At 60.0% G+C, this 13,180-nt stretch carries 12 protein-coding genes; 7 read left to right on the top strand and 5 right to left on the bottom strand.

The window, feature by feature from the left end:
• Window positions 1-36 precede the first annotated feature (36 nt).
• The gene (locus SB725_RS13805) at window positions 37-1,239 is read right to left on the bottom strand and encodes an NAD(P)/FAD-dependent oxidoreductase (protein WP_410921943.1); all 1,203 of its coding nucleotides are present in this window, start codon (window positions 1,237-1,239) and stop codon (window positions 37-39) included.
• A 247-nt stretch (window positions 1,240-1,486) separates the two neighbouring features.
• Between SB725_RS13805 and SB725_RS13800 the strand changes: the two genes are divergently transcribed.
• Together SB725_RS13800 and SB725_RS13795 are read left to right on the top strand one after the other, a co-directional pair.
• The gene (locus tag SB725_RS13800) at window positions 1,487-2,056 is read left to right on the top strand and encodes an RrF2 family transcriptional regulator (protein WP_027925263.1); all 570 of its coding nucleotides are present in this window, start codon (window positions 1,487-1,489) and stop codon (window positions 2,054-2,056) included.
• Window positions 2,057-2,105: 49 nt separating this feature from the next.
• The gene (locus SB725_RS13795; protein WP_027925262.1) at window positions 2,106-2,507 is read left to right on the top strand and encodes a hypothetical protein; all 402 of its coding nucleotides are present in this window, start codon (window positions 2,106-2,108) and stop codon (window positions 2,505-2,507) included.
• Between the two features lie 44 nt (window positions 2,508-2,551).
• Here the strand turns inward: SB725_RS13795 and SB725_RS13790 are convergent, their stop codons facing one another.
• Entirely contained in the window at window positions 2,552-3,340 is a 789-nt protein-coding gene (locus tag SB725_RS13790) for a hypothetical protein (protein ID WP_027925261.1), read from the bottom strand.
• A 16-nt stretch (window positions 3,341-3,356) separates the two neighbouring features.
• Window positions 3,357-4,175: a DUF2092 domain-containing protein gene (locus tag SB725_RS13785; RefSeq protein ID WP_410921942.1), complete on the bottom strand. Its 819-nt coding sequence runs from the start codon at window positions 4,173-4,175 to the stop codon at window positions 3,357-3,359.
• 276 nt (window positions 4,176-4,451) lie between these two features.
• Between SB725_RS13785 and SB725_RS13780 the strand changes: the two genes are divergently transcribed.
• The 5 genes from SB725_RS13780 to SB725_RS13760 all read left to right on the top strand — a co-directional run bounded on the left by SB725_RS13780 (window position 4,452) and on the right by SB725_RS13760 (window position 9,533).
• Complete coding sequence (locus tag SB725_RS13780) at window positions 4,452-5,129, top strand: DUF3313 domain-containing protein (RefSeq protein ID WP_410921941.1); 678 nt, start codon at window positions 4,452-4,454, stop codon at window positions 5,127-5,129.
• Between the two features lie 39 nt (window positions 5,130-5,168).
• Window positions 5,169-5,627 (top strand): glycine zipper 2TM domain-containing protein, encoded by a 459-nt coding sequence (locus SB725_RS13775; RefSeq protein WP_027925258.1) that lies wholly within the window; start codon window positions 5,169-5,171, stop codon window positions 5,625-5,627.
• A gap of 225 nt (window positions 5,628-5,852) precedes the next feature.
• Window positions 5,853-7,466 carry an arylsulfatase gene (locus SB725_RS13770; RefSeq protein WP_027925257.1) on the top strand — a complete coding sequence of 538 codons (1,614 nt, stop codon included), beginning with the start codon at window positions 5,853-5,855 and terminating at the stop codon, window positions 7,464-7,466.
• A 68-nt stretch (window positions 7,467-7,534) separates the two neighbouring features.
• Window positions 7,535-8,803 (top strand): OmpP1/FadL family transporter, encoded by a 1,269-nt coding sequence (locus tag SB725_RS13765; protein WP_027925256.1) that lies wholly within the window; start codon window positions 7,535-7,537, stop codon window positions 8,801-8,803.
• Window positions 8,804-8,852: 49 nt separating this feature from the next.
• Window positions 8,853-9,533, top strand: coding sequence for a DUF3313 domain-containing protein (locus SB725_RS13760; protein ID WP_410921940.1), 681 nt, complete (start codon window positions 8,853-8,855; stop codon window positions 9,531-9,533).
• A gap of 69 nt (window positions 9,534-9,602) precedes the next feature.
• Here SB725_RS13760 and ligD read toward each other — a convergent pair whose 3' ends face one another.
• Window positions 9,603-12,182 carry a DNA ligase D gene (ligD, locus tag SB725_RS13755; protein ID WP_410921938.1) on the bottom strand — a complete coding sequence of 860 codons (2,580 nt, stop codon included), beginning with the start codon at window positions 12,180-12,182 and terminating at the stop codon, window positions 9,603-9,605.
• Window positions 12,179-13,174 carry a methyltransferase gene (locus SB725_RS13750; RefSeq protein ID WP_410921937.1) on the bottom strand — a complete coding sequence of 332 codons (996 nt, stop codon included), beginning with the start codon at window positions 13,172-13,174 and terminating at the stop codon, window positions 12,179-12,181. The genes ligD and SB725_RS13750 overlap by 4 nt, the downstream gene beginning before the upstream one ends.
• Between the last annotated feature and the right edge of the window lie 6 nt (window positions 13,175-13,180).

Below are 13,180 nucleotides of genomic sequence, written 5' to 3'. Positions count from 1 at the left end.
AAGGTCACTTGAGCGGGATTTTTCATTTGGGCGCTATTAAGCCACCGGAATCATCGGGTCCGCTGCGGCCAATGCGGCGGCACGATCAGCTGCCGGGGGGTAGATCCACACGGTGTTGATCTGCGTCTTCAGGTTTTTGCCTTCCTGCTTGACCAGTTTGATTTGACGATCCCAACCCTCGGTATAGACCGCGCCCCAGGCGCCCAGGTCCAGGCACGTCACGTACTTGGGCTGGCTGTACGGCGTCGGGTCCACGCCCAGCATCTGCGCCGCCACGTTGTTACCGGCGTGACGCCCCAGCGAGATGGCGTGCTGGCAGGTCATCATCGCGAAGTTGCCGATGTCGTCGCAGGCCGCGTAAGCCACATCACCTGTGGCAAAGATGTCGTCCTGGCCGATGACTTTCAGATGGCTGTCCACGTGCAGACGGCCTTGGCCATCACGCTCGGCAGGGATTTGCTCGGTCAGCGAGCTGGCGCGCACACCGGTGGTCCAGATCACGGTCTGGGTCTCGATGCGCTGGCCGTCGGCCAGGGTCACACCGTTCGCGTCGACCGCCGCCACCGACGACTTCACGCGCCATTTCACTCCCAGTTCAGCGCTCGCCTCGGCAATCGACTGGCTGATTTCGGCCCCCATTGAAGCCCCGACCTTCTCGCCACGGTCGATGATGATCACTTCAATGTCGGCGCCCTCACCGAGAATTGCCCGCAGACGCGCCGGCATTTCAGTCGCCGTTTCAATCCCGGTGAAACCGCCGCCAGCGACAACCACGGTGTTGCGGGCTTTGCTTTCTGGCTGGTTGGCCAGGGATTTGAGGTGGTTTTCCAGACGCACGGCGTGTTCGATCTGGTCCACATCAAAGGCATGCTCGGACACACCCGGGGTGTTCGCCTGGGCCAGACGGCTGCCGGTCGCCAGAACGAGTTTGTCGTAGCTGAGGCTCTGGGTGGTGCCTGAAGCATCGGTGTAACCGACACTTTTCTGCTCCACGTCGATGGTCTCTGCGGCCCCCTTGATGAACTTCACACCGACTGCATCGAACAGCTCACCGAGCGGTGCAGCCAGTTGATGAGCATTCGGTTCGTAAAAGCGCGGACGCACGCGCAGCTCGGCCTGAGGCGCCAGTACCGTGACCTCTACCCCGTTGTGATCATGCAGGTCGAACAGGCGTGTAGCGCTCAACGCCGTCCACATGCCGCCGAAACCTGCGCCGATGACCAGAATGTGCTGTTTCATGGTTTTAACTCCGAGGATGACCAAAGACTGAACTCGTTGCCGAGCGGACAACGGCGACTATAGTTATCCTAGTTACAGTGTGCAACGTTCTTTTTTCCATGGTTGCCATCATTCACTTCGATACCTCGACAATCCCGCCAACAGCTTTTATCTATAAGCAACACGGGGCAGATAGCGACAAACATGGATTGTTGCCCGCCTCACCATCGGCTGATAACATTGGCGACTCATTCAGTCGGAGATCCCGATGTCTCTTTACAGTGCGGGCGTTGAATACGGCATTCATTGCCTGATTTTTCTGGTAGGCGATTACGGCGACAGCCGTGAGGCAAGCGTGCGCGACCTCGCCGAACTGCAAGGCGTGCCGCTGGATTACCTGGCCAAGATCTTCACTCGCCTGGCCAAGGCCAAACTGGTGGTGGCCACCGAAGGCGTGCGCGGCGGGTTCAAACTGGCGCGGCCGGCGGACGAAATCAGCGTGCTGGATATCGTCAACGCCATCGATGGCAAGAAACTGATCTTCGATTGCCGCGAGATTCGCGGGCGTTGCGCCTTGTTCGACGGCGCCCCGCCAGCGTGGGCCCTCGACGGTCCTTGCTCGGTACATGCCGTGATGATGACCGCGCAAAAACGCATGGAAGAAGCGCTCGCCCAGCAGACCATTCTCGACCTCGCCAGAAGAGTCGGGCGCAAGGCCCCGGCCGAATTCGGTGAGCAGTTGAACACCTGGATGAGTGATCGACGGGAAAAGAAAACCGCCAGCAGTGTGGCGGTTGAGGATGCGCAGATCATCCCGACGACTGATCTCTCGGACTGACGATTCAGCTATGGGCAAAGCGGATTGGCGCGCTCTATGATTAGGGCCCATGACGACCCCTGTTTCGATCCGCTCCCCCTGCCCGCCCGGCGCCTGCACCTGCGGGCGTGACCCGCTGCTGGAAACACCGGGTGCGGACGTGCGCATCCTGTTTCTGACCCGCCCGGAAGAAAAGCGCCTGCTCGACCGCCTGGAAAACCTCCAGAGCCTGGCCGACCTCGAACGCCTGCAACAGCGGATGTTCGAGCAACTGGGCATCCGCGTCGAGATTGCCCCAGGTTTCAACGAAGTGCGGACCATGCGCGGCATCGGCATCACCCTCGGCGAGCAGCCGGGGCTGTGCCGCAAGACCCGCCAGTCAATCCCCGCTGCCATTCGCCGTGGCCTTGAGAAGCGCCCGGAAATCGCCTACGACATCCTCAACGCCAACGACTTGTTGCGGGACGCCTGACTGTCGCGGCGCAATTCAGCAATCCAATGACCGAGCAACGCCGATCACGGGGGTGTCACCACGGTGTAATACACCCCGTTGGCGCCATAGGCGGGTTGCAACCAGGCATTGCCGCATTGGTAATACGTGTTCTGGGAAAAAGTCTGCAAATGACATCCGGGAGGCAGGCTGGCATAGGTCTGGCCCAAGGGCATCGTCGGCGGTCCTGAAGCAACCATCCCGGCGTTATAGCCAGCGCTAAAATCGTCGGCGTCGGCATTCTCGTCGACCACCGTCCCCGCCGCCTCACCCACCGCCACGCCCGTCGCAACGGCGGCTGCCGGATTGACTCCGCCGCCGCAGTAATAACAGCCGCTGCTGGCAATCACAGCGGCGGGCGGATGGTAGTAGGCCGTCCCGTAAGGAACGGACTGGTAAGCGCCCCCGCCATAAGCGGGTCCCCGGTAGGCTGTCGTGCCATAACCATCCGCGTGGTAGCCAGCAGCGGCGGCGCCATTTTCACCTTGTGCATGCCAGGCCCCCTCCCCGCCGGACGCTGTTCCACCTTCGGCACCCGTGCCTGACCAGGCCCCTTCGCCACCGGACGCCGAACCGCCGCGATAGCCCGAACCGCTCCAACTGCCGTCACCGCCGGACACCGAGCCGCCGCGATCGGTTTCGCCACTCCAACTGCCATCGCCGCCCGAAGCCGAGCCGAATTCGCCGGAACGACTCCATGAACCCCCTCCGCCGTATCCCCCTCCAAAGCGACCGGCGTGCGACCAGGCTGCCGCCTCGTTACACACCAGCGCGGCGACTAGCAGCCCCGCGAACTTCAAGGTAGATCTGTTCATGATTCAACCTCCTCGTTCAGGGTTTTGTGACCGGCTCTTTAACGCCTTGTAGGGCACGAAGGCTGGGTGGTGGGGCAAACTTGATACGGTGCGCCGATTCGATCTGGTCGGGCTTGAAGAACGTCGCAGGCATCGCCGAACTGAGCTTCCAGTCACTGAAATCGACCTGATGCCGGGATCGGCTCGGGTCATCGAGAAACTCTGCCCGCAACCGGCGCGGGAGCTTGTCCTCGGTACCGATCCAGGCTTGGACGAACACCGTGTCGCTGGTGTAGGCAATCACATCGGTGGTGGTATCGCCGACCACCGTGGACTGGCCGACGTAAAACGCCACACGCATGTCCCTGGACAAGTCTTTATACGGATCAGCGACGATCACGTCGGTAAACGGAAAATAGATGGCGGCGCGCTTATACGCAGCCTCCAGCGTTGCATCGATGGTCGGCGGCGCATCGACTTGTGCAAGCAGGTTGTCTTTTCGCTCATAGGCATAGGCTTGCTTGCCGTCGTAATAAAACTCGGTGGCCGGACCGTCGCCCGAAGTCAAGACACGCAGGCGATCCGGGCGCTGTTCATTGACCAGCGCCACCGTGCTGTAGGCCAGGGCCGGCCCCAGCCGGCTGGGCTTTTCGTAGGTGGTCACGGCTTTGAAACTCAGGCCCTGAGTGCTGGTCAGCCGGGCGCTCATGGCCTTGAGAACATCCAGCGCTTTGGGCTCCAACTGCGCCGTCGGCGCATCGACGGCGGGTGTCTGGCCGGCATACATCGGGGTCGTGAACGCCGCGATGACAACGCTGATCGAGAGCCAGCGAACAGGCTGTTGGCGGGTGGGCATCGGATGTTCTCCGCAGAGAGAGGTCAGGCGTTGAACGCCTGGTGACGGAGGTGACGTCGCCTATCAGCAAAGCCCAGTTTTATGGCATCCGCCATTCCATCGAAAAAATAGCGGGCCGAAACGAACGTAAACAATCAGCGAAGAAAGCAAATGCTGGATATTTGGCAATTGCTACCTACGCTCTCCGCAGAGGTTTCTGGATTTCGAGAGCCGGTGGGCGCTGGCCGGCTGTGTCACGACCGAACATTGGGCTTCATCGATGGAGCACGCACCCCCATGAATCTGTCCCACAACCTGCTCCTTTGCACCGCATTGGCCGGGCTCCTGCTCGGCGGTTGCACCTCGAAAGTCACCGAGACGACGCAGTACTCCGGCTACCTGTCGAACTACAACAACCTGCAGGAAGTGGAGACGCCCAGCGGTGGAACGGCGATGCGCTGGGTGAGCCCGTCGTGGAACCCGAATGCGTACGACACCATCGCGTTCAGGACGCTGGAGTTTTATCCCGCGCCGAAACCCAATGAGCAGGTCAATCAGCAAACACTGACCGACTTGCAGAACTACATGTCCAGCAAGGCCAAAAGCGTGCTGGGCCAAAAGTACCGCAGAGCGTCCAGCGCGGCCGCCGCACCGGCCGGGTCGCATCCGCTGATCCTGCGTGCGGCAATCACGGGCGTCAGCACTTCGAACGAAGGCATGAAGTGGTACGAGGTGATGCCGATCGCGGCCGTTATCGGCGCGACACAGGCCGCCACCGGCCACCGGGATCAAGACACCAACCTGTTCATCGAAGCCGAGTTCATTGACGCCAGAACCAATCAGACCATGGTCAAAGTGGTGCGCAAGGTATTCGGTAGCCAACTGGAAAACGAGAGCCAGAAAATCACCGCCAAGGACTTTAAAGACGCGATCGACAAACTGAATGCCGATCTGCGGGCGTTCATTAGCAGTTGAGTCCTGTTCCAAACCACTCCTGATAACGAGGATCGAAGCATGAAAACTGTCCTGTCCTGGATGACTGTCACGTTAGCGATGGTGTTGATCAGTGCCTGTGCCGCTGTGGGATCAAGCGGTGGTGGTGCCGGTGAGATGGAGATTCGCTCAGGAAAGATCGAGCAGATAACCCTCACACAGATGCAGACCAATCACGACAGCGGTGTTGGCGCTGTGCTCGGTGGCCTGGGCGGGCTGGGCATCGGCAGCCTGATCGGGCGTGGCACCGGTCGCGATGTCGCCATGGTTGCCGGCGCGCTCGCCGGTGCGGTTGGCGGTAACTACGCCGAGAAGAAAAAGTACGATCAACCGGTAGAGGCGCAGCAGATCATCGTGCGCGTCAAAAGTGGCGTGCTGGTATCGGTGACCCAGCCGATCAATCCCGCCCTGGGTAAAGGCATGAACGTTTACATCGAAGGCTCAGGCAATGATGCCCGGGTGGTGCCGCAAGGCAGTTAACCTTCCCGGCTGAACTCGAACAGGCTGGTGCCCAAGGTGCAATGTGATGACGCACATCAACTCATTGCCGAATAAATCGCATTGGTGTGCTGGCCTGGCCTGTTTTCGCATGTCCGTTTCTGGATATTTCACGATCCTTACCTACGCTGTTCGCGGGGGATCCAATATTTCAGTGAGGCCGGGGGGCTTCTCTCCGAGTGCTAACGTCCTGCACAGGAACTTGACATGAACCGGAAAAAATTATCCTCCGTACTCGCCGTGCCTCTACTGTTGTCTGCGATGTCTATTGCCGGCATGTCTCACGCCGCCGATAAGCCTCCCAACATTCTGGTGATCATGGGCGACGACATCGGCTGGTCCAACATCGGCGTCTACAACCAAGGGATGATGGCCGGTCGTACACCCAATCTCGACCAGCTCGCCAATGAGGGCATGCGCTTTACCGATTATTACGCCGAGGCCAGTTGCACGGCCGGGCGCGCCAACTTCATCACCGGTGAACTGCCGATCCGTACCGGCATGACCACCGTCGGCCAGGCCGGTTCGCCCATCGGTATTCCCGCCGAAGCCGTGACCATTGCTACCACCCTGAAAGCCATGGGTTATGCCACCGGCCAGTTCGGCAAGAACCACCTGGGCGACTTGAACGAATTCCTGCCGACCGTCCACGGCTTCGACGAGTTCTTCGGTTACCTCTATCACCTCGACGCCATGGAAGACCCGGCGCACCCCAACTATCCGCAGGAGCTGCTGGACAAGGTCGGACCACGCAACATGGTCCACAGTTGGGCCACCACCACCGATGACCCCACCGTGATGCCGCGCTGGGGCAAGGTCGGCAAACAGAAAATCGAAGACGCCGGCACGTTGTATCCGGAGCGGATGAAAACCGTCGACGAAGAAATTCGTGACAAGACCTTCAGCTTCATCGACAAGGCCAAGCAGGACAACAAACCGTTTTTCGTCTGGTTGAACCCGACCCGCATGCACATCGTTACCCACCTTTCCGACAAGTACGAAGGCATGCGCAATGCAGAAAACGGCTGGTCGGAACAGGAAGCCGGCATGGCTCAGCTCGATGACGTCGTCGGCGATGTCATGGCCAAGCTGAAAAAAGACGGGCTGGATGACAACACCATCGTGGTCTTCACCACGGACAATGGTGCGGAAAACTTCACCTGGCCGGACGGTGGCACCACCCCGTTTGCGATGGGTAAAGGCACGGTGATGGAAGGCGGTTTCCGGGTACCGGCCATTATCCGCTGGCCGGGCAAAGTGCCGGCCAACCAGGTCGCCAACGGCATCATCTCGGGCATGGACTGGTTCCCGACCCTGGTCGCGGCGGCGGGCAACCCGAACATCACCGCAGAACTGCTCAAGGGCAAACAACTGGGCGATACCACCTACAAGGTGCACCTCGACGGTTACGACCAGACGCCGATGATTACCGGCAAAGGTCCGTCCAACCGGCATGAAATCTTCTACTTTGGAGAGAGCACCCTCGGTGCAGTGCGCATTGATGACTACAAATATCGTTTCATTGACCAGCCGAGTGCATGGCTGGGAGCAAAAGTTGCGGTTGACGTGCCGTACCTGACCAACCTGCGACTCGACCCGTTTGAGCGCATGGGGTGGGCGAACAATGGGGCTGCGCAAGGTTCGACGCAATACTTTGACTGGTTCAAGTTCCAGTTCTGGCGTTTTGTGTTTGTCCAGCAACAGGTGGCCAAACTGGCTGAGACCGCCATCGAGTTCCCGCCGATGCAAAAAGGCGCGAGCTTCAACCTCGACTCGGTCAAAGCCAAGATCGAAGCGGCCCGGGCAGCCATGGGCAAGTAAGCAGCCGAATCCAAGGGTGGCTGGCGTCAGCTACCCTTGTTCGAAGGGAATAATGCTGGGGGAAATCCATGACAACAAGAACAGTTGCTTTACCCACTTTCACCCTCCTTGCGCTGTGCTGCCAGCAAGCCTGGGCCGGGGGCATCATGCTCTACGAAATCGGCACGGATAACACCGGCCTGGCCAACGCCGGCGCCGCCGCCCGCGCTCAAGGCCCCTCGACCATCGCCAGTAACCCGGCCGGCATGAGTTACTTGCCGGGCACGCAGATCACGGGCGGTTTGCAAGTGCTTTACGGTGACCTGTCCTTCGATCGAGATTCCGGCACCAATACCCCCGGCAGCGGCAGTGGCAATGCCCTCGACCCGATTCCTGGCGGCAGCTTCTTTATCACCCATGAACTCGACGATCACTGGAGCGTCGGTTTCGGCCAGTACGGCGATTTCGGTCTGGCAGTCAATTACGACAACGACTGGTCCGGCCGCTACTTCGCGCAAAACTCCAGCCTGCTGGGTTTGTCCCTGGTGCCCAGCGTGGCGTATCGCTTCAACGAGCAATGGTCGGTCGGTGTGGGCGTCAAGGCCATGTACGGCATGTTGCAGGCGGACACCGCCATCGACCGCTCCCCCTTGGGTCTCACCGACCGCGCGGACGGCCAGTACAAATACAAGGACGGCACCTGGGGTTACGGCGCTAACGTGGGGGTGATCTATGCCCCGCAAGCCGGCACGCGCATTGGCCTGACCTACACCAGCAAGGTAGACCTGGATTTCGAAGACCGACTGGATGTGAAAGGCGATGGTCGTTTGCTGGATCGCATCAACAACACCAATACCAAACTCGACATAACGGTGCCGCAAACTGTCACCTTGAGCCTGTATCAACAACTGGATCGGCAATGGGCCTTGCTGGCCTCGGCCAACTGGCAGGACTGGTCGGAGTTCGGTGACATCGGCGTACAGGTCGACACCACGGCAGCGGGGGCGCAATCAAAAACGGTCGATGCCGGCTTCAAGGACACCTGGCACCTCTCCCTTGGCGCGCAATACCAGGCCACCGAACAATGGTTGTGGAACGTCGGCGTGGCGTACGACAGCAGTGCCGTTTCCGACAGCAATCGCAGCGTCATCGTGCCAATGAACGAAAGCTGGCGCATTGCGACAGGAGCCACCTATGCTCTTAACAAAGACACCGACGTCAATGTCAGTTGGGCCATGGTCTGGCTGGGTGACATGCCCGTCGAGCAGACCAAAACCGTTTCGGGCAATCGAATTTCCGGTCAATTCGACAACGCCTGGATACAAGCGCTGACCGGGAACATGACTTGGCGTTTTTGAAGTGTAGTTAATGAAAAAAAATGACTCAAACCATGGAGTAAACACCACTATGAATCTGTCCCGAAACCTGTTCATCGGTGCTGCACTGACCGGCGTGTTGCTAAGCGGTTGTACTTCAAAAGTCACAGAGAAGGAGCAGTACTCCGGCTACCTGTCCAGTTACAACAACCTGAAAGAAGTCGAAACACCAAGCGGTGGCACGGCGATGCGCTGGGTGAGCCCGTCGTGGAATCCGAATACGTATGACACCGTGGCGTTCAACAAGCTGGAACTCTATCCGGCGCCGAAACCCAATGAACGGGTGAATCAGCAGACGCTGACCGATATCCAGAACTACATGACCAGCAAGGCCAAAGCCACGCTGGGCACTAAATACCGGATTGTGAGCAACTCGACGTCGGCACCGGCCGGTTCCAGGACCTTGATCCTGCGCGCAGCCATCACCGGGGTCAGCGCCTCGAACGAAGGCATGAAGTGGTATGAAGTCGTTCCAATCGCTGCCGTCGTCGGCGCGACACAGGCGGCGACCGGTCACCGTGACCAGGACACCGAGCTGTACATCGAGGCTGAGTTTGTCGACGCCAATACCAATCAGACCGTAGGCCGGGTTGTGCGCAAGGTCTTTGGCACCACACTGGAAAACGAAAGCCAGAAAGTCACTGCCAAGGATTTCAAAGTGGCCATCGACAAGCTGAACTCCGACTTGTGGGCGTTCATCAATAAAAAATAACCGTTTATCAAGCAACAAAGAGAAACGACCAGCGCCCCATTAAAGGGGCGCTGGCATTTCAAACGCCGATTATTTTTTCATCCCCACCCGCCGTCGCATCTCGGCCGTAATCGTCTGCCGGGTTTTCCTGAGGTCCGCCCATGGCTCATCGCCCACTTCGGCCAGGCGCTCATGCACGTTGTGCACGTTCCACTGATTGCCGCCCTTGAGTTCAGCCACCTCCTCGCGAAAGATCGGCACCGACACCGGCAACCCTTCTCGGGTGCGCGCTGCGTAAGCGCAAATGGTGGTGGCGCCCAGACCGTTGCGCAGGTAATCGATGAAAATCCGCCCTACCCGGTTCTTCGGTCCCGACACCGCGGAAAACCGTTCCGGCAAGAGCTTGGCCATGTGACTGACTATCGCATGGCTGAAGTCCTTCACCTCGTCCCAACCGAGCTTGCGGGTCAGCGGCACCACCAGGTGGATACCCTTGCCGCCACTGGTTTTGAGAAACGCTTTCAATCCCAGCTCATCGAGCACCGACAACGTTAGCTGTGTCGCCTCGACCATGCTTTTCCACGGCAGCGCCGGGTCCGGGTCGAGGTCGAGCACGAAGCGGTCGGGCCGGTCGAGGTTGTCCGAGGTGGCATTCCAGGTGTGCAGTTCCACGGTGCTCATCTGCACGGCGCCGATCAGCGCTTCGACGTTGTTGATGATCATCACCGGTTGGCCGGTGAGTTCCTTGTCCAGCGTGGTGATGCCCGGAATGGCCAGGCGCTCGGCGTTTTTCTGGAAAAACAGTTCACCACCGATACCGTCCGGCGCACGCACCAGTGCCACGGGACGGTCCTTGAGTTCGGGCAAAATCCATTCGGCGACACTGGCGTAATACTCAGCCAATTGCACCTTGGTGGTGCCGCTGGAGGCGTCGATTACCCGGTCAGGATGAGTGATACGCACCTTGCCCGCGCCCAGGCCGATCTGCGACGGCGCAGGTGAATCGGTTTTCTTTTTCGCTGCCGGGGCGGTTTTTTTCTCTGGGATCTTCACCACGTTCGGGCGCTCCTCAGTGATGCTCTCAGCGGGTTTGTCATCGCGCAGGCCATGGAACACTGCATGACGCACCGAGCCTTCCTTGGTCATCTCGGCGAAGGCCACTTCCGCCAACAGAGTGGGTTTGAGCCAGTGCACACCCTTGGCCTCGAAACCGGTCGGTGGATTGACCACCGACGGTTTCTTCGCCAGCAACGGTTTCAGCTGCGCGTAGATGCGTTTGAGGGTCGTCTCGTTGAACCCGGTGCCGACCTTGCCGGCGTAACGCAACTTGCCGCTGTCACGGTCATGCAAGCCGAGCAGCAATGCACCGAATGCGTTGCGCGAACCTTTCGGGTCGGTGTAGCCGACCACCACGAATTCCTGGCGGTGTTTGCACTTTAGCTTGATCCAGTCGCTGCTGCGCCGGGACACGTAAGGCGAACCCAGTCGTTTGCCGATCAGCCCTTCCATCTGCATCTGGCAGGCGCTGTTAAGCAAGGCTTCCGGCGCTTCGCCAAACGAATCCGAGAAGCGCAGCAACGGGTCGTGATTGGCGTTGAGCACAGTCGCCAGCGCCACCCGGCGTTCTTCGACCGGCACCTCGCGCAGGTCCACGCCGTTGAGGTAAGGCAGGTCGAACAGGTAGTACAGGATGTTGGCGCTGGCACCGGCGTCGAAGGCATTTTGCAGCGCCTGAAAGTCCGGCACGCCCTGCTCGTTGGCCACCACCATTTCACCGTCGAGCCAGGCCGATTCGAGGCCCAGCGCCGCTAACGCTTCGGCTTGTTTGGGCAATTTGTGGGTCCAGTCGTGACCGTTGCGGGTGAACAGTTTGACCTCGTCGTGATTGATGCGGGCCATGATCCGGTAGCCGTCAAACTTGATTTCATAACTCCACTCGCCGTCCGGGGCCTTCTCCACTAGCGTGGCCAGTTCGGGTTTGAGCTGGTCGGGCAGTTGGGCTTTACGGGCGCCGGTGAGCGGTGCCGATTTTACTTTGGGTACAGCCTTGCGCGCGGGTTGCTTGACGGCTTTGGGTTTAGCCGCCGACCTGGATTTTTTGGCGACGATGGTCCGGTCACTCAGCACGCTGTCGGGCTCGGCCGCGACCACGTCGTAATCACTCTCGGGTTTGGCCGCGCTGTCCTGGTGTTTGATCAAAAACCACTGCTCCTGCTTGCCCGGCATGTGCGTGCGCACCAGGTTCCAGAGCCCGCCGAGCTTCTCGCCTTGCAGCTCGAACTTGAGCTTGCCCTTGGCGTAGGCCTTGGCCGGATCCTCCTGCGGGATCCACACGCCACGGTCCCAGACGATCACATCACCAGCCCCGTAATGGCCTTCCGGAATGCTGCCCTCGAAGGTCGCGTAGTCCAGCGGATGGTCTTCGACGTGGACCGCCAGGCGCTTGACCTTGGGGTCGAGCGACGGGCCTTTGGGCACCGCCCAGCTTTTCAGGGCGCCATCGAGTTCCAGGCGAAAGTCGTAATGCAGGTGTGAGGCGTCATGCTTCTGAATGCAGAATTGCAGCGCGTGATCTTTCGCGGCTTTTTTACCCCGGCGTTGGTTCGCGGCGGGCTCAGAGGTCGCCGAAAAATCGCGCATGCGGTTGTAGTCGTCGAGGTTCTTGTTCATGGCGCACCTGCTGCTGACTCAACAATCCCTCCGATACCGGGGCCGGCTCGCGTAACGGTCAGCGCCACCACCGCAATCCGCTCCACCCGTTGATAGCCCGGGGTCAGCAACTCTTCACCGAACACGTCGGGATCGAGCTCGCGGTAGGTCCAGCCGAACATCGGCGACTCAAGGCGCGGGGTCAGCGCTTGCAGGAAAGGATCGTGGCCATCGATCATCGCCACCCCGGTGTACAACACCAGCGAACCACCGGGTGCCAATCGATTCAAGGCTTGCTCGACAATGCGCAGCGACAGTTGCGCACCGAACGCCCCGCCACCATGGCGGTAGGCGCGCTCAGCCGGGTCGGCCATGTAGGGTGGGTTGGCGACGATCAAGTCGAACTGACCGTCGACGTCTTGCAGCACATCGCTGGTCTCGACGCTGACATTGGCTACTTCGGCGAGCGCGGCATTGATCGTGGTCAGGCGCAGCGCCGCCGGGTTGATGTCCACGGCCAGCACTTCGGCTTCCCGGCGTGCGCGGGCAATCACAATCGCGCCGACCCCGGCACCACAGCCGATGTCCACGGCGCGCCGGATCGGGGCGAAATTCTGTTGCAGATGGGCATGGATCAGTTGCGCAAACCGGTAAGTGTCTGGTCCGAAGAACACTGCGTCCGCCGCGTCGGTGGGAAAGGCGGAGTGCACAAACAGCAGGTCATCCAGGCTCGACCAGCGCACCCGGCTTTTCAGGTGACCGTTGCCTTCCTCGAGCACGCCAGCCCGTTGCAATTGAAGCTGCTCATCCGCCGACAACAAACCGGGCTCGAACGGCCGCGACCAACCGAACACATCGCGCAGGGTCTGGGCCTGTCGCCCGAAGGCACGATCAAGCACGCGCTGATGCGTCAGCGGTGTCGGTGTGATGAATCGATAGCCGTCAGCCTGCAAGCGGCGTCCCAGTTTCAGTAACGCCAGATCGGCAGCGCTCAGGTGTTCTTCCTGATTCATGTAAGG

Source organism: Pseudomonas sp. SIMBA_041 (genome assembly GCF_046535095.1).
In the GTDB taxonomy this organism is placed as follows: Bacteria; Pseudomonadota; Gammaproteobacteria; order Pseudomonadales; family Pseudomonadaceae; genus Aquipseudomonas; species Aquipseudomonas mucoides.
The sequence above is the reverse complement of the archived record's forward strand: the minus strand, read 5'-3'. Positions and strand labels throughout refer to the sequence as shown.

Excerpts from the sequence above, each read along its gene's own strand:
- SB725_RS13805 (WP_410921943.1), bottom strand. The coding sequence starts at position 1,239 with ATGAAACAGCACATTCTGGTCATCGGCGCAGGTTTCGGCGGCATGTGG.
- SB725_RS13800 (WP_027925263.1), top strand. The coding sequence starts at position 1,487 with ATGTCTCTTTACAGTGCGGGCGTTGAATACGGCATTCATTGCCTGATT.
- SB725_RS13795 (WP_027925262.1), top strand. The coding sequence starts at position 2,106 with ATGACGACCCCTGTTTCGATCCGCTCCCCCTGCCCGCCCGGCGCCTGC.
- SB725_RS13790 (WP_027925261.1), bottom strand. The coding sequence starts at position 3,340 with ATGAACAGATCTACCTTGAAGTTCGCGGGGCTGCTAGTCGCCGCGCTG.
- SB725_RS13785 (WP_410921942.1), bottom strand. The coding sequence starts at position 4,175 with ATGCCCACCCGCCAACAGCCTGTTCGCTGGCTCTCGATCAGCGTTGTC.
- SB725_RS13780 (WP_410921941.1), top strand. The coding sequence starts at position 4,452 with ATGAATCTGTCCCACAACCTGCTCCTTTGCACCGCATTGGCCGGGCTC.
- SB725_RS13775 (WP_027925258.1), top strand. The coding sequence starts at position 5,169 with ATGAAAACTGTCCTGTCCTGGATGACTGTCACGTTAGCGATGGTGTTG.
- SB725_RS13770 (WP_027925257.1), top strand. The coding sequence starts at position 5,853 with ATGAACCGGAAAAAATTATCCTCCGTACTCGCCGTGCCTCTACTGTTG.
- SB725_RS13765 (WP_027925256.1), top strand. The coding sequence starts at position 7,535 with ATGACAACAAGAACAGTTGCTTTACCCACTTTCACCCTCCTTGCGCTG.
- SB725_RS13760 (WP_410921940.1), top strand. The coding sequence starts at position 8,853 with ATGAATCTGTCCCGAAACCTGTTCATCGGTGCTGCACTGACCGGCGTG.
- ligD (WP_410921938.1), bottom strand. The coding sequence starts at position 12,182 with ATGAACAAGAACCTCGACGACTACAACCGCATGCGCGATTTTTCGGCG.
- SB725_RS13750 (WP_410921937.1), bottom strand. The coding sequence starts at position 13,174 with ATGAATCAGGAAGAACACCTGAGCGCTGCCGATCTGGCGTTACTGAAA.